The sequence below is a fragment of the Schumannella luteola genome (assembly GCF_013408685.1).
In the GTDB taxonomy this organism is placed as follows: domain Bacteria; phylum Actinomycetota; class Actinomycetes; order Actinomycetales; family Microbacteriaceae; genus Schumannella; species Schumannella luteola.
Genome location: NZ_JACBZY010000001.1, coordinates 2634473 through 2655683, shown reverse-complemented (window position 1 = coordinate 2655683; position 21211 = coordinate 2634473). Strand labels below are relative to the sequence as shown.

General features: G+C 72.4%; 18 protein-coding genes. 13 read left to right on the top strand and 5 right to left on the bottom strand.

Translation table 11 applies throughout. The features are described from left to right. The first annotated feature begins 41 nt into the window (after positions 1-41). On the top strand, positions 42-2486 hold the full coding sequence (locus BJ979_RS12005; RefSeq protein ID WP_179568145.1) for an ATP-dependent DNA ligase: 2445 nt from the start codon (positions 42-44) through the stop codon (positions 2484-2486). 77 nt (positions 2487-2563) lie between these two features. On the opposite strand, the gene BJ979_RS12000 is transcribed toward BJ979_RS12005, so the two are convergent. The 3 genes from BJ979_RS12000 to BJ979_RS11990 are packed head-to-tail and all read right to left on the bottom strand — an operon-like array spanning position 2564 to position 5617. Then, a complete protein-coding gene (locus BJ979_RS12000; protein WP_179568144.1) occupies positions 2564-4189 on the bottom strand; it encodes an aspartate ammonia-lyase in 1626 nt (541 codons plus the stop codon). A 52-nt stretch (positions 4190-4241) separates the two neighbouring features. After that, the gene (locus BJ979_RS11995) at positions 4242-4454 is read right to left on the bottom strand and encodes a hypothetical protein (RefSeq protein WP_179568143.1); all 213 of its coding nucleotides are present in this window, start codon (positions 4452-4454) and stop codon (positions 4242-4244) included. Next, on the bottom strand, positions 4451-5617 hold the full coding sequence (locus BJ979_RS11990) for an inorganic phosphate transporter (RefSeq protein WP_343046687.1): 1167 nt from the start codon (positions 5615-5617) through the stop codon (positions 4451-4453). Before BJ979_RS11990 ends, BJ979_RS11995 begins: the two co-directional genes overlap by 4 nt. A gap of 195 nt (positions 5618-5812) precedes the next feature. Between BJ979_RS11990 and BJ979_RS11985 the strand changes: the two genes are divergently transcribed. Further along, positions 5813-6226 carry a hypothetical protein gene (locus BJ979_RS11985; protein ID WP_179568142.1) on the top strand — a complete coding sequence of 138 codons (414 nt, stop codon included), beginning with the start codon at positions 5813-5815 and terminating at the stop codon, positions 6224-6226. 30 nt (positions 6227-6256) lie between these two features. Here BJ979_RS11985 and BJ979_RS11980 read toward each other — a convergent pair whose 3' ends face one another. Then, positions 6257-8716 carry a DEAD/DEAH box helicase gene (locus BJ979_RS11980; protein WP_179570297.1) on the bottom strand — a complete coding sequence of 820 codons (2460 nt, stop codon included), beginning with the start codon at positions 8714-8716 and terminating at the stop codon, positions 6257-6259. A gap of 279 nt (positions 8717-8995) precedes the next feature. Here BJ979_RS11980 and BJ979_RS17355 point away from each other — a divergent pair, with 279 nt between their 5' ends. The 10 genes from BJ979_RS17355 (at position 8996) to BJ979_RS11930 (ending at position 17701) form a co-directional block, all read left to right on the top strand. Continuing rightward, positions 8996-10126, top strand: coding sequence for a DUF2510 domain-containing protein (locus BJ979_RS17355; RefSeq protein ID WP_218853487.1), 1131 nt, complete (start codon positions 8996-8998; stop codon positions 10124-10126). A 5-nt stretch (positions 10127-10131) separates the two neighbouring features. Beyond that, positions 10132-10278, top strand: a complete 147-nt coding sequence (locus BJ979_RS11970; RefSeq protein ID WP_179568141.1) for a DUF2510 domain-containing protein — start codon at positions 10132-10134, stop codon at positions 10276-10278. Positions 10279-10483: 205 nt separating this feature from the next. Beyond that, complete coding sequence (locus BJ979_RS11965) at positions 10484-11899, top strand: DUF2510 domain-containing protein (RefSeq protein WP_179568140.1); 1416 nt, start codon at positions 10484-10486, stop codon at positions 11897-11899. Between the two features lie 52 nt (positions 11900-11951). Next, positions 11952-12236, top strand: coding sequence for an acylphosphatase (locus BJ979_RS11960; RefSeq protein WP_179568139.1), 285 nt, complete (start codon positions 11952-11954; stop codon positions 12234-12236). Next, a complete protein-coding gene (locus BJ979_RS11955) occupies positions 12233-12967 on the top strand; it encodes a histidine phosphatase family protein (RefSeq protein ID WP_179568137.1) in 735 nt (244 codons plus the stop codon). The genes BJ979_RS11960 and BJ979_RS11955 overlap by 4 nt, the downstream gene beginning before the upstream one ends. A 248-nt stretch (positions 12968-13215) precedes the next feature. After that, positions 13216-14535 carry a maltokinase N-terminal cap-like domain-containing protein gene (locus BJ979_RS11950; RefSeq protein WP_179568134.1) on the top strand — a complete coding sequence of 440 codons (1320 nt, stop codon included), beginning with the start codon at positions 13216-13218 and terminating at the stop codon, positions 14533-14535. Positions 14536-14599: 64 nt separating this feature from the next. Next, positions 14600-15886: a maltokinase N-terminal cap-like domain-containing protein gene (locus BJ979_RS11945; protein WP_179568132.1), complete on the top strand. Its 1287-nt coding sequence runs from the start codon at positions 14600-14602 to the stop codon at positions 15884-15886. A 53-nt stretch (positions 15887-15939) separates the two neighbouring features. Further along, complete coding sequence (locus tag BJ979_RS11940; protein WP_179568130.1) at positions 15940-16530, top strand: hypothetical protein; 591 nt, start codon at positions 15940-15942, stop codon at positions 16528-16530. Next, positions 16527-17105 carry a DUF4352 domain-containing protein gene (locus tag BJ979_RS11935; protein ID WP_179568128.1) on the top strand — a complete coding sequence of 193 codons (579 nt, stop codon included), beginning with the start codon at positions 16527-16529 and terminating at the stop codon, positions 17103-17105. Before BJ979_RS11940 ends, BJ979_RS11935 begins: the two co-directional genes overlap by 4 nt. Beyond that, on the top strand, positions 17102-17701 hold the full coding sequence (locus BJ979_RS11930; protein WP_179568126.1) for a hypothetical protein: 600 nt from the start codon (positions 17102-17104) through the stop codon (positions 17699-17701). Before BJ979_RS11935 ends, BJ979_RS11930 begins: the two co-directional genes overlap by 4 nt. On the opposite strand, the gene BJ979_RS11925 is transcribed toward BJ979_RS11930, so the two are convergent. Beyond that, positions 17665-18951, bottom strand: coding sequence for a hypothetical protein (locus BJ979_RS11925; RefSeq protein ID WP_179568124.1), 1287 nt, complete (start codon positions 18949-18951; stop codon positions 17665-17667). The genes BJ979_RS11930 and BJ979_RS11925 overlap by 37 nt on opposite strands. A 133-nt stretch (positions 18952-19084) precedes the next feature. On the opposite strand from BJ979_RS11925, the gene BJ979_RS11920 reads away from it, so the two are divergent. Next, on the top strand, positions 19085-21211 hold the full coding sequence (locus BJ979_RS11920) for a S9 family peptidase (protein ID WP_179568122.1): 2127 nt from the start codon (positions 19085-19087) through the stop codon (positions 21209-21211).

Here is a 21211-nt window from a genome sequence, read left to right as displayed (position 1 = left end):
AACGGCCGATCAGCCCAGAGGTGCGGCCCTACGTTCAGCTCATGGCCGAGAAGGGCACGCAGGTCGACGTCGACGGGCGACGTCTCACCCTGACCAACCTCGACAAGGTCATGTACCCCGCCACCGGGACGACCAAGGGCGACGTGATCGACTACTACGCGGCCGTCGCCTCGCGCCTGGTGCCGCTCGCGGCCGGGCGAGCGGCGACACGCAAGCGCTGGGTGCACGGCGTCGGCACCGCGCAGGATCCCGGCGCGATGTTCTTCCAGAAGGACCTCGGCGCGGGCACCCCGAGCTGGGTGCGCACCCGCGTCATCGCCCATGCCGATCACGACAACGTCTATCCGCTCGTCGACGACCGGGCGACCCTCGTCTGGCTCGCTCAGCTCGCGACACTCGAGCTGCACGTGCCGCAATGGCGCTTCGGCCCGCGGGGCGGACGCCACGATCCGGACCGGCTCGTGCTCGACCTCGACCCCGGCGAGGGCGCCGGTCTGCCGGAGTGCGTCGAGGTCGCCAAGCTCGCCCGCGCGATCCTGCGCGACGTCGGGCTCGATCCGATCCCGGTCACGAGCGGCAGCAAGGGCATCCACCTCTATGCCGGGCTCGACGAGTCGCGCTCGAGCGAGCAGATGAGCGCCTTCGCGCACGAGCTGGCACGAGCCCTCGAAGCCGACCACCCCGAGCTCGTCGTCAGCGAGATGCGCAAGGCGAAGCGCACGGGCAAGGTGCTGGTCGACTGGAGCCAGAACAACGGCAGCAAGACGACGATCGTGCCCTGGTCGCTGCGCGGACGCCCGCGGCCGACCGTCGCGGTGCCGCGCACCTGGCGGGAGCTCGGGATGGCGTCGCTGGCCCAACTCGAGCTCCCGCAGGCGCGGGAGCGGATCGCCCGGCGCGCCGACCCGATGGCGCAGCTCGAGGCCGGGCACGTCGAGCGGCGGCTCGGCGAGTACCGCGCGAAGCGGCGCGCCGGCGGCACCCCGGAGCCCTTCGGCGACGAGGCGCACCGCGCGCGTCGGGGCGAGGACGACGCGCCGATCTTCGTCGTGCAGGAGCACCACGCGACCCGACTGCACTGGGACTTCCGGCTCGAGCACCGCGGCGTGCTGGTCAGCTGGGCCGTGCCGAAGGGCGTGCCCGACGACTCCGGTCAGAACCGACTGGCCGTTCAGACCGAGGACCACCCGCTCGATTACGCGGGGTTCGCGGGCGAGATCCCGAAGGGCGAGTACGGCGCCGGCTCGGTGCAGATCTGGGATCACGGCCGCTACGAGCTCGAGAAGTGGCGCGAGGGCGAGGAGGTCATCGTCGACCTGCGCGGCGAGCGGCTCAGCGGGCGGTACGCCCTCATCCACACTGACGCCGACCAGTGGCTGCTGCACCGGATGAAAGAGCAGGGGGACGCCGAGTCGGCATCCGGTCAGGCTGCTTCGGTGACGACGGCGGCGTCTCATCCGCCCGCGCGTCGGCCCGGTCGCGCCTCGTCCGCCACGCCGCGCGACACGACACTCGCGCCCATGCTCGCGACGGCGGGCGCACCCGCCGACATCCGCGACCGGGATCCGGCGAAATGGCGCTACGAGATGAAGTGGGACGGCGTGCGCGCGCTCGCGCGGATCGCCGACGATCGGGTCGAGCTGCGCTCGCGCAACGGACTGGACCTGACTGCGACGTTCCCCGAGCTGCAGGAGCTCGCCGCCGGCGTGCCCGGATCGGCCGTGCTCGACGGCGAGATCGTGGCGCTCGACTCCGCGGGCCGGCCGAGCTTCGCGCGGCTGCAGCAGCGGCTCGGGCTGACGAAGGAGCGCGACGTCGAGAAGGCACGGCGTCGGGTCGCGGTCAGCGTGTTCCTCTTCGACGTGCTCGAGATCGACGGCAAGGCGACTGTCGAGCGCACCTGGCAGGAGCGCCGCGCGGCGCTCGAGGCGCTGGTCACCACCTCGTCGGAGCGCATCCAGGTGCCTCCGCTCGCGGGCGACGATCTCGAGCACGCCCTCGAGGTGAGTCGGCGCCTGGGGCTCGAAGGCGTCATGGCGAAGCGCATCGACGGCCGCTACCGGTCCGGACGCCGCAGCGCCGACTGGCTCAAGCTCAAGCACCTGCGCACGCAGGAGGTCGTGATCGGCGGCTGGCGCCCCGGCAACGGCCGTCGTGCCGACTCCATCGGCTCGCTGCTGCTCGGCGTGCCCGACGGCGGCCGACTGCGCTACGTCGGCCGCGTCGGCACCGGCTTCCGCGAGCGCGACCTCGAGCGGATGCGTCACCGCCTCGACGCGCTCGCCCGGGTGACCTCCCCGCTCGACGACGTGCCCGAGGCCGACGCGGCCGACGCGCACTGGGTCACCCCGTCGCTCGTCGCCGAGGTGGAGTACGCCGGGCTGACCGGCGAGGCGCGGCTGCGTCAGGCGAGCTGGCGCGGGCTGCGCCCCGACAAGGGCGCCGCCGAGGTGCACGACGAGACCGGCGATCCGGCCGTGGACTGAGAGCGGACGCTCCGGAATCGCAGCGGTCGCCGACGGTCACCTCGTCGACCGACCCGCTCCGGAACCCGCGACTCGGCTCAGGTGAGGTCGGCCTCCGTGCGCGGCGCGCCCGCGGCACGATCCTTCGCGGCCTGCTGCGCGTGCTGGATCGCCGCGAGATCGACGACGCCGGTGATCGGCGCGATGCCCGAGAGGCGTTCCGGCGACAGCACCCGCTGCACCTCCTCGCGCTCCATGAGCCCCGCATCCACCACCAGATCGGCGATCGACGACTGCGTGGTCAGCGCGGTGTGCGCGAGGGCTGCCGAGGCCGCGTAGCCGATGTACGGGGTGAGCGCCGTCACGACGCCGACGTTCGTCTCCACCTGGCGCTCGAGCCGGTCGGTGTTCGCCGTGATGCCGTCGATGCAGTTCACGCGCAGCGTGCGGCACGCGTTGGTCATCCACGCCAGCGACTGCAGGATGCTGTGCGCGATGACCGGCTCGAAGGCGTTGAGCTGCAGCTGGCCGCCCTCTGCCGCCGCGGTGACGGTCGCATCCGCGCCGATGACCGAGAAGGCCACCTGGTTCACCACCTCGGGGATGACCGGGTTGACCTTGCCGGGCATGATCGACGATCCGGCCTGACGCGGGGGCAGGTTGATCTCGCCGAGTCCCGCCTGCGGGCCCGAGGAGATGAGCCGGAGGTCGTTGCAGATCTTCGAGAGCTTCACCGCCGAGCGCTTGAGCACCCCGGAGAGCGTCATGAACACGCCGGCGTCGCTCGTCGCCTCGATGAGGTCGGCGGCGGTCTGGAACGGCAGCCCGGTCAGCTCGACCAGCTGGTCGCGCACGGCCGCGGCATAGCGCGGATCGGCCGTGATGCCCGTGCCGATCGCGGTCGCGCCCAGGTTCATCTCGGCGAGCCACGGGATGACCTCGCCGAGGCGCTCGTGGTCTTCGGCGAGGGTGTGGGCGAAGCCGCCGAACTCCTGGCCGAGCGTCATCGGCACCGCGTCCTGCAGCTGCGTGCGCCCGACCTTCAGCACGTGCTCGAACTCGCGGCCCTTCGCGGCGAACGACTCGGCGAGCAGTCGGTGCTCGGCGAGCAGACGCTGCAGGCCGAAGATCATCGCGAGCTTGATCGCCGTCGGGTAGGTGTCGTTGGTCGACTGGCTGCGGTTGACGTCGTCGATCGGGTGCAGCGTCGCATAGTCGCCACGCGGGCGGCCGAGGTGCTCGAGGGCCACGTTCGCGATGACCTCGTTGCAGTTCATGTTGGTGCTCGTGCCGGCGCCGCCCTGGATCGCGCCGACCACGAACTGGTCGTGGTGCTCACCCTCGAGGATGCGCTGGCAGGCCCACTCGATCGCGTCGGCCTTGTGCGCCTCGAGTGCGCCGAGCTCGCGGTTGGCGCGCGCAGCGGCCTGCTTGACCCGGGCGAGCGCGCGCACCAGGTCGGGGTAGTTGCTGATCGCGCGACGGGTGATCGGGAAGTTCACGAGCGCCCGGGCGGTGTGGATGCCCCAGTAGCTGTCGGCGGGGATGGGCAGCGATCCCAGCGAATCCGACTCGGTGCGGGTCTCGGCGGCGGCCGCGAGCTCCTCGGCCGCGCGCTCGGGACCGGTGGTCTCGAAGTTCTCGTCGCCGACGATGCGCTGCTCTTCGGAGAGCGGCGGGGAACCGGCGTCGGTCGATCGGGCGGCGGGCACGGAATCCGTCATCGGATCACTCCTTGAAGCACGAGAACAGCCTATTCAGCGCCGGCGGCGCGCGTCATCCCCCGTGCAGTGCGGGGACGATCAGGTAGATGCCGAAGAGCACGACGAGCGCGCAGAGCACGTAGAGGCCGACCGAGACGCGGCGTTGCCAGGAGCCCGTCGCCCCGCCGTCGCCGAAGCGCAGCGCGAGCGAGAACAGCGTGACGATCGCGCTCGCCGCGACGAGCGCCGCCGCTGCGACGATGAAGAAGGCCGCCCAGTCGATCATGCCGTCGCCCCCGATCCGCCCTTGCTCTTGCGCTTCTTGCGCTTCGGCCGCACGATGTCGCCGGGCTCGACCGTGTCGAGCGCGCGGCTGTCGACCGACTCGCGGCGCGAGTAGATGAAGATCGCCAGGATCGCGGCCAGGGCGAACGCGGCATCCGCGACGATGCCCCAGAAGCCGAGCTTCTCGACCAGGGCCATGAAGGCGCCGACCGCGCCGGCGGCGGGGATCGTGATGAGCCAGCCGAGGGCGATGCGCCCGGCGGTGCCCCATTTGACCGAGGCTCCCTTGCGGCCGATGCCGACGCCGATGACGCCGCCCGAGGCGACCTGCGTGGTCGAGAGAGCGAAGCCGAGGTGGCTCGAGGCGAGGATCGTCGCCGTCGTCGAGGCCTCGGCCGCGAAGCCCTGCGCGGGCTCGACCTCGGTGATGCCCTTGCCGAGGGTGCGGATGATGCGCCAGCCACCGCTGTAGGTGCCGAGCGCGATCGCGAGCGCGCAGACGATCACGACCCAGAGCTGGGGGCCGGAGCCGACCTCCTGCTGGCCCGCGGCGATGAGCGCCAGGGTGATCACGCCCATCGTCTTCTGCGCATCGTTCGTGCCGTGGGCGAGCGAGACGAGGCCGGCGGTGAAGATCTGACCGCGCTTGAAGCCGTCGCGGGCGCGCTTGGCGACGATCGCGTAGGCGATCTTGGTCGCGAGGAAGGCGACGAAGCCGGCGAGCACCGGCGCGAGGATCGCGGGGATGACGATCTTCGAGAGCAGGACGCCGCCGTCGATCGCCTGGAATCCGACGCCGACGATCGCCGCGCCGATGAGGCCGCCGAACAGGGCGTGGCTCGACGAGGAGGGCAGACCGAGCAGCCAGGTGATGAGGTTCCAGACGATCGCGCCGATCAGGCCGGCGAACACGAGCTCGGGCCCGATCTGGATGCCGCCCTCGCCCTCGCGGATCAGCCCGCCGGAGATCGTCTTCGCCACCTCGGTCGAGAGGAAGGCGCCGACGAGGTTGAGCACGGCGGCCAGAGCGACGGCGACTTTCGGCTTCAGAGCGCCGGTCGCGATGGGCGTCGCCATCGCGTTCGCGGTGTCGTGGAATCCGTTCGTGAAGTCGAAGACGAGAGCCAGTGCGATGACCAGCGCGACCATGAGAGTGACGTCCACCGCGAATGACCTTTCCACTCGGGTGAACGGAACACAACTCGGAGATGAACACGGAGTGTCGTGAGCACTCCTTGCGGACGACCGTTCTGTACCCCGGGCGCGGGTGCCCCGTTCTGGGCGTGTCCCCCGATGGCCTCCGATCCCTAGCCTGAACGCGGACGCACCCTCCCTCCGCAGCGTCCGGAAAGTACGCCCGTGCCGTCTCGCAGAACTCTCGGCGCGGTCGCGCTGAGCTCGCTCGGCACGGCCGCCGTCTCCTTCGCCGTCGTCGACGTGACGACGTCGATCAGCCGCGGCTGCGCCGACGCCACTGCCCGGGCGTGCTCGCACGAGGCGATCCCGGTGGCGGCCATCGTCTTCACCGTGCTCGGTTTCGTCGCGGTCGCCGTCGGCGTGGTGCCGGCGCTCATGTGGATCGTGCAGTCGGTGCGCGCCGCCCACGAGCAGACCGACGAGGAGGTCGACGACGAGCTGGTCGCCGACGACCACCGCCGTGCGCTGCGCGAGCCGGGCGACAAGCTGCTCACCGGGGAGGTCGACCTCGGCGACCCCGACGACGACGCGCCCGGTCGCCCGGGCCTCGGCGGGCTGCGGCGCTTCCTGCCGTGAGCCGGCTCAGCGCCCGGCTTCACTGACGCCTCAGCCGTCGAGCCGCTCCACCGCGCTGATCCGCACGACGGCGATGCCCTCAGCGGCGGACGCCTCGAGGTCGACCTCGCCGCGCACGACCCAGTCGTGATCTCCCGCCGGATCGGCGAGCGTCTGACGCACGAGCCAGGTGTCCGCCTTCTCGTCGACGTGCAGGAACGCCGCCGAGCGGGCATCCGCGCCGATGCCGATCGAGTCGTGCTCGTCGAAGTAGGCGTCGAGCGCGGCAGGCCAGTCGACGTCGGGATCGAGGGCGACCAGCTCGTCGTCGGCCTGACGGGCGGCCAGCTGCACCCGGCGCCAGAAGGCGTTGCGCACCATGGCCGTGAACGCGCGCCGATTGGCGACCACGCTGACCGGTCCCGGCGGCCGCACCGGCGCCGCTGTCGCGCTCGTCGCGACCGCGGCCCCCGGCTCGAGCAGCGCCTGCCACTCGTCCACGAGCGAGGAGTCGACCTGGCGCACGACCTCGCCGAGCCAGTCGATGAGCTCGCGCACCTCCTCGGTCTTCGCCTCGTCGGGCACCGTCTGACGCAGCGCGCGGAAGGCGTCCGAGAGGTAGCGCAGCACGAGGCCCTCGCTGCGGCCGAGCTTGTGGAACGCGACGTACTCGGCGAAGGTCATCCCCCGCTCCCAGAGCTCGCGCACGACCGACTTCGGCGAGACCGCGAAGTCGCGCACCCACGGCTGTGACCCGGCGTAGACCTCGTAGGCCTCGGCGAGCAGCTGCTCGAGGGGCATCGGCCAGGTGATCTGCTCGAGCAGCTCCATGCGCTCCTCGTACTCGATCCCCTCCCGCTTCATCGCGGCGACCGCCTCGCCGCGGGCCGTGAACTGCTGCTGGCTGAGGATCGCCCGCGGGTCGTCGAGGGTCGACTCGATCACGCTGAGCACGTCGAGCGCGTAGTCGGGAGCGTCCTCCTCGAGCAGCTCGATCACCGCGAGCGCGAACGGCGACAGGGGCTGGTTGAGCGCGAAGTCCGGCTGGAGGTCGACGGTCAGGCGGATGCGGGCCGTGCCGTCGAAGCCGCCGCCCTCCTGCGCGACGACCTCGGAGGTGCGCAGCGTGCGGTAGATGCCGAGCGCACGTCGGGCGAGCGCGCGCTGACGCGCGGGGGCCTCGTGATTGTCGAGCACGAGCCGGCGCACGTCGTCGAAGACCCCGCGGCCGTCATCGCTGCCGCGCGCGATCACGTTGATGAGCATCGCGGCGGTGATCGTCATCGAGCTCTGCAGCGTCTCGGGCTGCGCGTTCTGCAGCCGCTCCAGACTGCCGGGTCCCCAGCTCACGAAGCCGTCAGGGGCCTTCTTCTTGCTGACCTTCTTCGCCTTGCCCGGGTTCGCGGCGGCCTTCGCCGCGGCCTTGGCGTTCTCGATCTCGTGCTCGGGCGCGAGCACGACGACCTCGCCCGCGGTGTCGTAGCCGGCCCGCCCGGCGCGTCCGGCGATCTGATGGAACTCCCGGGCGCTGAGCTGCCGCATCCGGGTGCCGTCGAACTTCGTCAGCGCCGTGAACAGCACGGTGCGGATCGGCACGTTGATGCCGACGCCGAGCGTGTCGGTGCCGCAGACGACCTTGAGCAGGCCGTCCTGCGCGAGGGTCTCGACCAGGCGGCGGTACTTCGGCAGCATCCCCGCGTGATGCACGCCGATGCCGGCGCGGATGAGCCGGTTGAGCGTCGCGCCGAAGCCGGGGGCGAAGCGGAAACCCGCGATCGCCTCGGCGATGCGGTCGCGGTGGGCGCGATCGGCGACCCGCACGCTCGCGAGCGCCTGAGCCCGCTCGATCGCGGCGGCCTGCGAGAAGTGCACCAGGTAGATCGGAGCGAGGCCGTCGGCGAGCAGCGACTCGACCTCCTCCTGCACCGGCGTCAGCTCGTAGCGGAAGTCGAGCGGCACGGGCCGCTGCACCCCCGTCACCATCCCGACCTCGCGCCCCGTGCGGCGCTCGAGATCCGACGTGATCGCGCTTACGTCGCCGAGCGTCGCCGACATGAGCACGAAGCGGGTGCGCGGCATCTGCAGCAGCGGCACCTGCCACGCCCAGCCGCGCTCCGGGTCGGCGTAGAAGTGGAACTCGTCCATCACGACCGTGTCGTAGGGGGCCTCGTCACCGTGGCGGAGGGCCGCGTTCGCGATGATCTCGGCCGTGCAGCACAGGATCGGCGCGTCCGGGTTGACCCGGGTGTCGCCCGTGATCATGCCCACGCGCTCCGCCCCGAAGAGCTCGACCAGCGCGAAGAACTTCTCGCTCACCAGCGCCTTGATCGGCGCCGTGTACACCGAGCGGCGGCCCTGCGCCACATCCATCGCGTGCGCGGCGATCGCGACCAGCGACTTGCCGGTGCCGGTCGGGGTGCTGAGCACGAGGTGGCGGTCGAGCAGCAGCTCGAGCAGCGCGTCCTCCTGCGCCGGGTAGAGGGGCAGGCCGCGCCCCTCCGACCAGGACATGAAGCCCTGGGCGAAGGCGTCGGCGTCCCAGGGGCGGGTCAGCAGGTCGGCGAGCACCCGTCGAGTCTGCCGCACCGCGTCGAACCGAGCCGACGGACGCCGGCCTGTCCCCCGGATGCCCTCCAAATGGGGCCAGCCTGTCCCCCGGAGGGGGCGCGCCCACCCCGTTCCGGCGCGCACAGCTCTCCCCTAGGCTCCCAGTCCAGAAGGATCGATCGGGTTTCGGTCCTGGCGCGGGCGGGGGTCCGCGCCGCAACGATGGCAAAGGGGATCGTCACGGTGGCTGAGGGAGATGTTCGCGTTCCTGCGGGGTGGTATCCCGACCCGCTCGGACTGCCGCAGCTGCGGTGGTGGGACAACCACGCCTGGACCGAGTACACCTCGGATGCGCGCCAGCCGATGGTCGCGCAGGAGACCGTCACCCAGCAGGCCCGGCTGACCTTCGCCGACGCCGAGGACGAGCTTCCCGCCACCGACGCGGGAGCGACTCTCCTCGCCGAGGAGCCCGCGAAGCCGACGCAGGAGGCCCTGCTCTCGCTCGAAGCCCCGGTCAAGGAGGCCATCGTCGAGGAGGAGCTCTCGCCGGCGGCGAAGTTCGCCGAGTTCGTGCCGAGCAACGCGCCGACCACGCCCGCCTTCGACCTCGACACCCGCTTCGACGACCTGCTCGGCGACGCGCTCTCCGCGTCGCGCAGTGCCTTCTCTCACGTCAGCGAGGCGTCGGAGAGCTTCATCCCGGCCGCGGCCGACGACATGGCCGCCGCTCCGCTGGCTGCGACCACGGCGAAGGGCTCGACCTCGACCGGTCCCGCGTGGGTCATCGCGATGACGCCGCTCTACGTGCTGCTCGTCACCATGTTCTTCCTGCTGTCGCACTCCGGCGGCACCCTGCAGCTCGTCATCAGCCTCGTCGTGCCCTACCTCGGCTCGATCGTGCTCGCCTTCTTCGACTGGAAGATCCTGCGCGAGCGCGGTCTCGCGCCGGCGCACTGGGCGTTCTCGGTGCTCTCCGGCCCGGTCTACCTGATCGCCCGATTCGTGCAGCTCGTGCGCCGCTCGGGTCGCGGCTTCGGCCCGCTGCTCGGGATGCTCGGCTTCGCCGCCGTCAACCTCGTCGCGGTCGTCGCCGTTCCCGGCCTGATCATCTCGCTCGCGCCGGCCACCTTCGCCCACCAGGCCGAGTCGTCGATCACGGCCAGCGCCAAGGCCTTCGGCGCCGACATCATCGTCACCTGCCCCGAGACCGTTCCGACGATCGTCGGCGACGGGATGATCTGCAAGGCGAAGAACAACGCCTCCGACCCGATCGGCTGGGGCATCAACGTCAGCCTGCAGCGGGCCAACGGCTGGTTCACCTGGCAGGTCGACAACTGGGGCATCTACAGCTTCGACCAGGGCGACCAGGGCTGACGGCCATGAGCGACCAGGTGAACCGCGTCGTCGCCGCCGGCTGGTACGAGGACCCCGACGACGCCACGATCGTGCGCTGGTGGAACGGCCTCGGCTGGACCGAGAACGTCGCCGCGAAGCCGGAGCGCGCCGCTCCGGTCGGCGAGCTCTGACTCCGCCGCCACGCAGCTGAGCGGAAGGGCGCCCCGAGATCTCTCTCGGGGCGCCCTTCCGTGTCATCGGCGCCCGCTGCGATCGGGCGCGACCGCTCACCCTGGCCCCCGGTCGGGGTGAGGCGCGCCTCACCCCGGGATTCCTAGAATTCAGGGGTACCGCGCGACCAGGGGGGACGTGCGGCACGACACTGGGGGAACGATCATGACCGACGTCGCGAGCGCGCGGCCGCGGGCCGGGTGGTACGACGACCCGACCGACGCCGCCGGGCTGCGCTGGTGGGACGGCATCGTCTGGACCGACAACGCCATGCCGAAGCCGGCGGGTGCGCCCGTCGCCGTCCCTCCGCCGCTCGGTTCCGCCTACTCCGTCGACGACCAGCGCGCCGCCGCCTCGCCGCGCCGTGCCGCCCGGATGGCCGCCCGCGAAACCGCGCGCCGTGAGTCCGATGCCGAGCCGCTCGCCCGTGTGACGCAGCTGCGCCCCGCCGCCGACGTCATCCCCTCGCTCGGACTCGTGCCCGATGCGGTCTTCGCGCCCGAGCCGGTGCCCGTCGCGGTGCGACCCGAGCCGACCCCGGCCGAGCCGGCGCCGCTACCGAGCTTCGACGACTTCCTGGCGGCGGCATTCCCTCCGGCCGTGGACGCGGCGGCGACGCCGGCCACGGCCTCGACCCCGGCCACGCCTTCGATCCCGCAGCCCGGCGAGCTCGTCGGCGGGCCGGCGCCCGGCACCGCCGTGCTCGACGCCGCCGCGACCGCGCTGCCCGAGCCGGTGGCGCTCGCGACTCCCGCACCCTCATCGCCGGTGAGCGCCCCGCCGTCGCCCGAGCGCACGGCTCTGCCCGCGCCGGCCCCGCAGACGGCCGCCGCGGCGCCGCTGCTCGCACCGCGCCCTGCCGAGACCCGCGCACCGGACCGTGCGGAGCCGACGCCCGCGTCGCCCGGACGCGAGCTCGCCCCCGCCGCTCCGGCGGCCGGCGCTCAGATCGCCACGGGCGCGGTCGTCCCGACCCCGGGCGTCGACGCTCCGGAGAGCACCGGCGCCTTCGTCCCGGACTTCGCTCCCGACGGCCGGCCGATCGCGCCGGCCCCGGAGCTCCGGCTTCCCCCCGAGGTGCAGGCCGTCGCCGCGCCCGCGGTCGCAACCGCATCGCCGGCGCCGAGCCGGCGCGCCGACGACTGGTGGCGAGGACTCATGCCCACCGGCTCGGTGACCACGGCCTCGGTGCTGCTCGCCCTGACCCCGGTCTTCTCGGCCGTGCTGCCGCTCGCTCTGCTCGGCTTCGCCGTCGAGCTGCCGGAGTTCGCGATCGTGCTGCTCCTGCTGCCGGTCGCTCTGATCGTGCCGCCGGTGGTGCTCGCGCTCGTCGACCGCAGGCGCCTGCGCGGAATGGGCTGGGGTGCTCAGGCCAGCCCTGCCTGGGTGGTGCTCGGCCCGTTCGTCTACCTGCTCGCCCGCCAGTTCGTCCTGCAGCGACAGGGGGCGCGAACTCGCGCCTTCACCGTCACGACCGTGCTGATGCCGCTCGTGGCGATCGCCACCACCGGCGCGCTGCTCGCCATGTACCGGCACGACCTCCTCGTCTGGCTGCTCGTGCTCCAGGTGCGCCTGGCCTGACCTCGCCCCCGCCGCTCCGCATCGACGGGCACGCCCCGGGTACCGTGGCGTGATGACCGCCGCGCGCCGCATCCACGCCGTCGTCACCGGCCGCGTGCAGGGTGTCGGATTCCGCTGGGCGACGCTCGAGCACGCCGAGAGCGCAGGACTGAGCGGATGGGTGCGCAACCGCCCCGACGGGTCGGTCGAGCTCGAGGCGCAGGGCCCGGTCGAGCGGATCGACGACCTCGAGCGGTGGCTCCACGAAGGACCGCGCTGGGCCGAGGTCGCGTCGGTCGAGCTGCGGCCGATCGACGTCGCCGACGACGAGGCCGACACGGCATTCGAGGTGCGATGAGCGCCGCAGGGTCCGTGGGTCCGGTGCGGCTGCTGCTCGTGAGGCACGGCGAGACCGTGCTCAACGAGCGCGGCGTGCTCGACGCGGAGGCGCCCGGCGCTCGGCTGAGCGCGCTCGGACGCGCCCAGGCCGCGGCGCTGGTCGACCGGCTCGCCGGCGAGCGGATCGCGGTGCTCGGTCACAGCTCCATGACGCGCACGCGGGAGACCGCGCAGCCCCTCGCGTCCGCCCGCGCACTCCCCCTGCGGCTGATCGCGGGCAGCGAGGAGATCCTCGCGGGCGACCTGCAGGGCGTCACCGATCCGCGCCTCGTGCACCGCTACCTCGAGACCGCGCTCGCCTGGAGCTCGGGCGATCTCGCTCCGCGCATCCCCGGCGGCGAGGACGGTGGAGAGTTCTTCGACCGCTTCGATGCCGGCATCGCCGAGATCGTGCGGCGACTGCGCTCCGCTCACCGCGATGGCGTGACGGGTTCGGCCGTGCTGGTCACGCACAGCGCCGCGATCCGGGTCTGGGTGGCGCGCCGCGCTCAGGGCCTCGGTGCGGACTTCTCAGCGCGACGCCCGCTCTCGAACACCGGGATCGTCGTGCTCGAGGGCGCTCCGGAGAGCGGATGGCGTCTCGCGGGCTGGGCGGTCGACCGCATCCCTGGCGCCGTCGACGGCGGTCACGACGACGCCGGCGATCCGCTCGGCGCCCCGCTGGACGCGTCCGCCGACGACCTGGACTGATCCGGCGTCAGCGCTCGTCGTCGAGCTGCCCGAGCAACGCGCCGAGATCGCTCTGCTCGCCGCAGAGCCCGCTGAGCGATGCCTGACCGGCGTCGATCGACTCGCCGAGATGTGCGATGGTGCTCATGGTCTCCCCCCTGGCGACGACGGTAGGCATCCGGCCCGCGCGGCGCGCCTCCGTCTTCGGGTGGCGCCCGTCGTGAGGGGCACCCGAACCGGGGAGGCCGATCGCGCGCGAGAGGAGCCCCGTGACCGACGCCCCCTTCCCCGAACTCGATCCCCACGGCTGGGCGGCCCTTGCGGCCTGGATGCGCGAGCAGCGCTGGTACGCGGCGAAGGGCTCGACGCCGCGACTGCGCCAGGTCGCGCGCATCGAACTGGCCGCGACTCCCGACGGAGCGCTGCCGGTGACGCTGCTCGTCGCGGACGACGCGGACCCGCGCCGGCCGGTCTACCAGCTCGCTCTCGTCGTTCGTCCCGACCGCGATCAGCCGGCCCCGACTCCGGACGCCGCGGCGCGTATCGTGGAGCTCCCCGGCGGCGCCCTGCACGACGGCGCTCGCGATCCGGCCTACGCGGAGGCCGTGCTCGCGGAACTCGAGAGGGCCGGAGCCGAGATCGGCGAGGCGCCGCGCTCCCCCGCCGTCCCCTTCGCCGGCGAGCAGTCGAACACCTCGCTCGTCATCGGGCGCGACGGCGACCGCGACCTCGTGATCAAGCTCTTCCGTGTCGTCCGCCACGGCGAGAACCCCGAGATCGAGCTGCAGCGCGCCCTGACCCACACCGGCTCGCCGGTCGTGCCGCGCTTCATCGGATCGCTCTCCGCGGAGTGGTCTGTCGATGCCGGCGCAGCCGAGCGCGGCGATCTCGCCGTCGTGCAGGAGTTCGTGGCCGACGCGGTCGACGGCTGGTCGCTCGCGAGCCGAGCCGCCGCCGGCGGAATCGACTTCGGCGCCGAAGCCCGTCAGCTCGGCGCCATCACGGCGGCGGCCCATCGCGGGCTCGCGGCCGAGCTCGGAACGGTCGGCGCGACCGACGATGACGTCGCAGCGCTCACCCGGGTCTGGGAGCAGCGGCTCGACGACGCCGTCGCCGCGGTCCCTCAGCTCGCTGAGCGCGCCGACGCGATCCGGGGTCGCTACGCGGCGGCGGCCGCCTCGTCCTGGGGTGAGCTGCAGCGCATCCACGGCGACCTCCACCTCGGGCAGGCGCTGCACGCGGCCGACGGCCGCTGGCTGCTGATCGACTTCGAGGGAGAACCGCTGCGCTCGCTCGCCGAGCGGACGCACCCCGAGCCGGTGCTGCGGGATGTCGCGGGCATGCTGCGCAGCTTCGACTACGCCGGAGCCGGGCACGGCGAGTCGGGGGCCCGCTGGGCCGAGGCGGCCGCGACCGCCTACCTCGAGGGCTACGCGGATGCGGCCGGGGCGCTTCCGGGACCGCCCGAGCTGCTCACGGCGCTGCTGCTCGACAAGGCGGTCTACGAGGTGAGCTATGAGGCGCGCAACCGCCCCGACTGGGTCGGCATCCCGCTCGCCGCCGTCGTCCGGATGAGCGACGGCGGCTGAGCCGCCACGCCGTTCCCGGCGCACGCGCAGCCGGTGACCCCCGTTGGGGGGATATAACTGTCACATGCAGAGCACCCTGGACCGGATCGCCCAGTGGATGTCTCAGCAGGACTGGTACGTCGCGGTTCCCGGATCCGCCCCGCGTCTGCGCGAGCTCGTCGAGGTCTTCCTCCCCTCCGCCGATCCGACCGCCCGTGTGCGCGTGCTCGTCGTCGAAGACGAGGCACGGCCTGAGGGCGTGATCTACCAGGTGCCGATCGTCGAGCGCGACATCGCGCCCGAGCCGGGCGACCCGCGCTGGATCGGGCGAGGCTACGGCGGTGCCGCGTTGTTCGACGGCGTGGGCGACACCTCCTACGCCGCCGCGCTCCTCGCGGCGATGCACGAGACCGGCACCCTGGTCGACCCCGCCGACGATCGCTTCGTCGTGCGCTGCGAGGCCGTGCAGGATGCCGGCCCGAGCGCCCGCCTGCACGTGCAGGTCTACGGGCGACCCGAGATCACCGTCACCGTCTACCGCCAGGTGCTGCCCGGCCCGCACCCCGACGCGGATGCCGCCGCGCGGCTCGCCGGCCTCGGCGTCCGACCCCGACTCGTGGGGACGCTGCCGGTGCGGTGGACCGACGACGACGGCTGGGTCGAAGCCGCGCACCTGGCGCTCGCCGAGGAGAGCCAGGCCGGGCTCGTCGACGGCTGGACCTTCTTCGCCGCCGCAGCCCGAGCCGGACGCCCGGTCGACGACGAGCTGCGCCGCATCGGCGCCGCGATCGCCCGGATGCATGACGGCTTCGGCGCGACCGCACGCCGGGTGAGCGCCGCCGAGCGCACCCGCACCCTCGACTCCTGGCGCACCCGGCTCCTCGCCGCCTCTCACCTCGTGCCCGGCCTCGCGCCGCACTCCCTGGGCGCGCAGCGCGTGCTCGACCTGGCCGAGAACGCCGATTGGCCCGACGCCCAGAGCGTGCACGGTGCACTCGAGCTCACCGCGCTGCGCCGCACCCCCGGCGGCGCGTGGCAGATCGCCGACCACTCCGGACCCGCTCCGGCCCCGGCCGACGACCGCACCGACCTGCCCGACCGCGACCTCGCGGCCGTGCTGCGTTCGCTCGACTACGCCGCCGGGCTCACCGGAGCAAACCCGGTCTGGGCCGAGCGCGCCCGCGCGGCGCTGCTCGAGGGCGCGGGCGTCGAGGAGACCCCGCTGCTCGTCGCGCTGCAGCTCGATCTCGCCGTGTTCGACGCGGTCTCGGAGCATCGCACGCGTCCCCAGGCGGTCGGCATCCCCCTCGCCACGATCGCGCGACTCACCGCAGCACGACGCGACATCGACAGCGCGCTGACCGCCGCCTGACGGAGCGGGGTCCTCTGTCTGACGGTCGCTCACGATCTCGGTAGCCTGTCCTCATGACGCAGGATCGGGCGAGACTCACGCGTCGCATCGCGATCGCCGCCGTTGCCGCCGTCGCGCTCGTCGGCGTGATCCTGGTCATCGCACTCGGTGGGCTCGCCGATGACGAGGGCCGCGTGGTCGACAGCTACAGGATCGGCGAACGGATCGAGGCGAGCGGAGCCGCCACCGTCATCGAGTCGGTCACCCTCACCGATCGTCGCCCGGCGGGAGACCTCGAGGCCGCCGAGGGCAGGAGGTGGCTCATCGTGTCGGTCACGCAGACGAACCTCGGGACCGTGCCGCTGTTCGTGGCGAACCTGCGCATCGGCATCAACTACGGCTCGGCGCTCGACCAGACCGACGACACCAGCACAGTCGACCGCGTCGATGGCGGATTGTCCGCCTCGCCCCTGCAACCCGGCGTCGCCACCCGACTCGATTACGTCTTCGACGTGCCCGCTGACGAGACGGACGCCCGCAACGCCGTCGTCGGGGTGTACCGAGTGGATCGGGTGTACGGCGACCCGGTCTTTGGCGACACCTCCTACTCCTCGCCGCACCCGGTCGGTCGCATCGAGGTCGCCGACATCGAGGTCGCGTCATGAAACGGTCGGCGCGTGTCCTCGCGTCGCTCGCGGCCCTGGCCGTGGCGATGATCGCCGCCGCGACGGCGCCGAAGGACAACGCCGCGATCTCCGAGCCCTTCGCCGTGCACGGACGGCAGGGCGAGGTGGTGTCGACCCGTCTGCTGCTCAGTCGACTCGACGACGTGGAGATCGCCCGCACGCTGACCACCGATGACTGGGCGCCTCAGACGATCGACACGACAGGCCGGTGGGTCGTCGTGCATCTGACGGTGCAGACCCGCCGCGCGACCGAGAGCATCTCGTCAGCGCGGCTCGTGGTCGGCGGTCGCGAGTACGCGAACTACCTGGGACTGCGCAACGACCTCGGTTCGATCCAGAACGGCCCCGGCATCGCGACACGGGGCACGATCGCCTTCGAGGTCCCGACCGAGCTGCTGAGCGAGGCCGCCGCGGCGAAAGCCGAGGTGCGGCTGCAGACCGCGGTGCTGCCGTCGCTGGACGATGTGCCCACCTTCGAGGTCGATCTCCGTGCGGCGCCACGCTCCCGCTCGCTCGTGATCCCGGAACCCGAACCCGTGGAGCCGCTCGGATGAGCGCCGCACCGGCCACGGCCTGGCTTCGACGCAACCTGCTCGCCCTGGGAGTGATGGTCGTCGCCGGCGGCACCCTCGCCGTCCTGCTCGTCGCCGAGCCGTTCCTGCCGGGCGGTGGCGCCTCGACGACGCCCGTGCACCGCGTCGCGACGGGCGACGACCTCGAGCAGCAGGGCACGTCCTTCCGCATCAGCAAGGCCGGGATCTTCACGGCGGAGAGCGCGAGCCCGGTCACCGTGCCGAAGGGCTACGCACTCGTCGGCGTGCTGGTATCGATCACCCCCGGCGACGACGCCCCGGCCGACCCGGGCAGTTGCGACATCGTGCTGGCGGCGCCGGGAGGGCCTGGGGATGTGGACCGGGCCTGGACCAGCGAGAGCAGCCCGTCGCAGTACGACTACGGGACATCCCGCGGCACCCGCTCGCTGTGCCGTTTCTCCGACGACGGGGAGCGGCTCACCTACGAGGGCGTCTTCCTCGTGCCGGAGGCCGTCTATGACGACGCGTGGCTGGAGATCCGATTCACCGGATCGAAGGCGCAGAGCTACGCCCGCAGCGTCTACCGGCTCGCACTGCCCGACGACCCCATCCGCTGATCGTCGGTCTCCGCGGCGGAACGACGCGGTGCGCGGATGCGCACACGCTGCGGCGGGAGCTCACCCGTGCGCCGCCGCCACCAGCGGCCGATCACCTGATCGAACACCGCCGCCAGCAGCGCGATGCGGAGCGGCTCGGTCACCAGGCCGATCAGCACCGAGACGTTGTGGAACTCGTCGCGGGCGTACGCCATGTCGTGCGGGCCGATCAGCACCAGCACACCGCGGAACAGCCACTGGTGCACGGCGTACAGGAGGCCGGAGAGCGTCATGAGGATCACAAGGGTGCGAGCCCGCGCGTGCAGGATCATCCGCGCGCTGATCAGCAGTGGCTCCGCGGTCTCGTACCAGAGGCTCACCGTGCCGCGGATCCAGCGTCGCACCGGGCGCGGCATCGTCGCGAGTCGCACGCGCAGGCGCGCCTCGACCTTCACCGGCATCAGCCGCTCGTGCCGTGACTCCGCGATCGCCCGGCTGTACAGCACACCGCCGATCACCAGCCACGCCACCGGCAGCACGATGACCTGCAGGAGCAGCGGGATGGCGCCATCGATACCGCGGAAGATCAGGCCGACCCCCGACCAGAGCGACTCCAGATCACCGCGCAGATCCTGGATGGCGACCACGATGCGCCGCGACGCGAACCAGCCTCCCGCCTCGCCGAACACCGTGGACAGGCCGCCGACGGCGACGAAGATCCAGGTGGCCTCCAGGTAGATCTCCACGACGGCGAAGAATGACGGCAACCGGTCGCGGAGCCGGTCGATGAGGATGCGCAGCACGAAGGCGACCACGACGACGGAGGCCACGACCGGGCCGCTGCCGGGGTCGAGGACGTAGCGCCCCGACCCGAAGCTGTAGTAGAACGCCGTGACGGCGTAGTCGGAGAGATCGTCGGCGACTCCGCCGATCAGCGCGTAGAGCACGAAGAACGGCACGATCGACGAGAACAGCACGTCGCCGAACTCGCGCACGCGTCCGCGGAACGTCGGGGGGATGCCGCCACCCGGTACGGCCAGATACTCGCGCATCGCTCCACGTGCGACGAGGAACATGCCGACGAAGGCCACGAGACGAGCCAGCACGGCGATCGGCAGGAACAGGAGTGGCAGAAGTCCGCTGTCGAAGGAGAGCGGCGCCGCCGTCGAGATGACCACCTGACGCACCAGCTCGCCGGCGAGGTACCACGCCATGAGCGCGGCGAGGCTGCGACCGAGGATCCGGACCAGATCGGTGACCGTGCGGCGCATGCCCCCGATGCTAACGGGCGCTCAGCTCCGGAACGCGCGGGCTGCTCCGCCCGGCTACCGCCATTGCGCGCTGCGCCGCCGCGCTCTCTCGACGCGCAGGGTCCGCACGCCCCGACCGTCTTACTGTGGTGGCATGAGTCTCGAACCGCCCGTCGCCGCCCGCCGCCCCGTCGAGCGCCGTCACCACGGCGACGTGGTCGTCGACGACTACGAGTGGCTGCGCGCCAAGGACGAACCCGAGGTGCTCGCCCACCTGCACGCCGAGAACGCCTACACCGACGGGCAGACCGCCGACCTCGCCGTGCTCGAGGAACTCGTCTACGAGGAGATCACCCGGCGCACCCAGGAGGACGACCTCAGCGTGCCCGTGCGCGAAGGCGGCTGGTGGTACTACGCCCGCACCGAAGCGGGCTCGCAGTATGCGCTGCACTGCCGCATCCCGGTCGCCGACGAGTCCGACTGGACACCGCCGTCGCTCCCCGCCGATGGTTCGGCCCCCGAGGGTGAGCAGATCATCCTCGACGGCAACGCCGAGGCCGACGGCGACTTCTTCTCGATCGGCACCCTCGACGTCTCCCCCGACGGAGCCCTGCTGCTGTGGAGCGTCGACGCCGTCGGCGACGAGCGCTACGAGCTGCGCATCCGCGACCTCGCGACCGGCGTCGACCGGGAGGAGCGCATCCCCGGCACCTCCGGCGACGCGCTGTGGGACGCGAGCGGCGAGTGGATCTTCTACACGACGGTGGATGCGGCCTGGCGCCCCGATCGCGTGCTGCGCCACCGCCTCGGCTCGGCCCCGGCCGACGACGCCGTCGTGCTGCAGGAGCCCGACGAGCGCTTCTGGGTCGGCGTGGGCCTCTCGCGCAGCCGCCGCTACCTCGTCATCGAGCTCGGGTCGAAGATCACGAGCGAGGTGCACCTCATCGACGCCTCCACGCCCACCGCCGAGCCGAGGGTGGTGTGGCCGCGGCGCGACGGCGTCGAGTACGACATCGTGCACGCCGTGATCGGCGGACACGACCGGCTGCTGATCACCCACAACGAGGGCGCACCCGACTTCCGCATCGACGCGGTCGACCCGGCCGATCCGGCGGGCGCGCGCCAGGAGCTCGTGCCGCACCGCGAGGGCGTGCGCGTCAGCGGCGTCTCGGCCTTCGCCCACCACCTCGTGCTGCACTACCGCCGCGACACGCTGCGCCGCGTGGCGCTCGCCCGCCTCGACGCGACGACGACAGAGCCCGAGTTCCGCGAGCTCGAGGTCGACGAGGAGCTGTTCACCCTCGGCGCCGGCGGCGGACCGGAGTGGGAGCAGCCGACCGTACGGCTCACGCAGACCAGCTTCGTCACGCCGACGGTCGTGAGCGAGCTCGATCTGCGCACCGGAGAGCGGCGCGAACTCAAGCGCCAGCCCGTGCTCGGCGGCTACGACCCGGCGCTCTATGTGCAGCGCCGCGTCTGGGCCGAGGCGCCCGACGGCGAGCAGGTGCCGATCTCGCTGGTGTTCCGCCCCGACCTCGTGGGCCTCGACGCGGACGGTCTGCCGACCGCGCCGGCTCCGCTGCTGCTGTACGGCTACGGCTCGTACGAGCACTCCATCGACCCGGGGTTCTCGATCCCGCGGCTCAGCCTGCTCGAGCGCGGCGTCGTCTTCGCCGTCGCTCACGTGCGCGGAGGCGGTGAGCGCGGCCGGCGCTGGTACGAGCAGGGCCGGCTCGAGCACAAGCGCAACACCTTCACCGACTTCGTCGCCGCGGCGCGCCACCTGGTCGACCGGGGCTGGACGGCGCCCGACCGTCTCGTCGCCGAGGGCGGGTCCGCGGGCGGGCTGCTCATGGGCGCGGTCGCGAACCTCGCTCCGGAGCTGTTCTCGGGCGTGCTCGCCGCGGTGCCCTTCGTCGATCCGCTCACGAGCATCCTCGATCCGGAGCTGCCGCTCACGGTCGTCGAGTGGGACGAGTGGGGCAATCCGCTCGCCGACGCCGAGGTCTACGCGCTGATGAAGGGCTACTCGCCCTACGAGAACGTGCGCGACACCCACTACCCGCGCATCCTCGCCGTGACGAGTCTCAACGACACCCGGGTGCTCTACGTCGAGCCGGCGAAGTGGGTCGCGAGACTGCGCGAGGTGAACGCGCCCGTGCTGCTGCGCTGCGAGATGAGCGCCGGTCACGGCGGCGTCTCCGGTCGCTACGCGGGCTGGCGGCGTCGGGCCTTCGAGCTCGCCTGGATCCTCGACGCGGCCGGGGTGCACGGCCGCTGA

Bases quoted from the DNA above. Each gene is read 5' to 3' on its own strand.
- BJ979_RS12005 (WP_179568145.1), top strand. From the start codon at position 42: ATGGCCGAGAAGGGCACGCAGGTCGACGTCGACGGGCGACGTCTCACC.
- BJ979_RS12000 (WP_179568144.1), bottom strand. From the start codon at position 4,189: ATGACGGATTCCGTGCCCGCCGCCCGATCGACCGACGCCGGTTCCCCG.
- BJ979_RS11995 (WP_179568143.1), bottom strand. From the start codon at position 4,454: ATGATCGACTGGGCGGCCTTCTTCATCGTCGCAGCGGCGGCGCTCGTC.
- BJ979_RS11980 (WP_179570297.1), bottom strand. From the start codon at position 8,716: ATGTCCTGGTCGGAGGGGCGCGGCCTGCCCCTCTACCCGGCGCAGGAG.
- BJ979_RS11970 (WP_179568141.1), top strand. From the start codon at position 10,132: ATGAGCGACCAGGTGAACCGCGTCGTCGCCGCCGGCTGGTACGAGGAC.
- BJ979_RS11965 (WP_179568140.1), top strand. From the start codon at position 10,484: ATGACCGACGTCGCGAGCGCGCGGCCGCGGGCCGGGTGGTACGACGAC.
- BJ979_RS11960 (WP_179568139.1), top strand. From the start codon at position 11,952: ATGACCGCCGCGCGCCGCATCCACGCCGTCGTCACCGGCCGCGTGCAG.
- BJ979_RS11955 (WP_179568137.1), top strand. From the start codon at position 12,233: ATGAGCGCCGCAGGGTCCGTGGGTCCGGTGCGGCTGCTGCTCGTGAGG.
- BJ979_RS11945 (WP_179568132.1), top strand. From the start codon at position 14,600: ATGCAGAGCACCCTGGACCGGATCGCCCAGTGGATGTCTCAGCAGGAC.
- BJ979_RS11940 (WP_179568130.1), top strand. From the start codon at position 15,940: ATGACGCAGGATCGGGCGAGACTCACGCGTCGCATCGCGATCGCCGCC.
- BJ979_RS11935 (WP_179568128.1), top strand. From the start codon at position 16,527: ATGAAACGGTCGGCGCGTGTCCTCGCGTCGCTCGCGGCCCTGGCCGTG.
- BJ979_RS11930 (WP_179568126.1), top strand. From the start codon at position 17,102: ATGAGCGCCGCACCGGCCACGGCCTGGCTTCGACGCAACCTGCTCGCC.
- BJ979_RS11925 (WP_179568124.1), bottom strand. From the start codon at position 18,951: ATGCGCCGCACGGTCACCGATCTGGTCCGGATCCTCGGTCGCAGCCTC.
- BJ979_RS11920 (WP_179568122.1), top strand. From the start codon at position 19,085: ATGAGTCTCGAACCGCCCGTCGCCGCCCGCCGCCCCGTCGAGCGCCGT.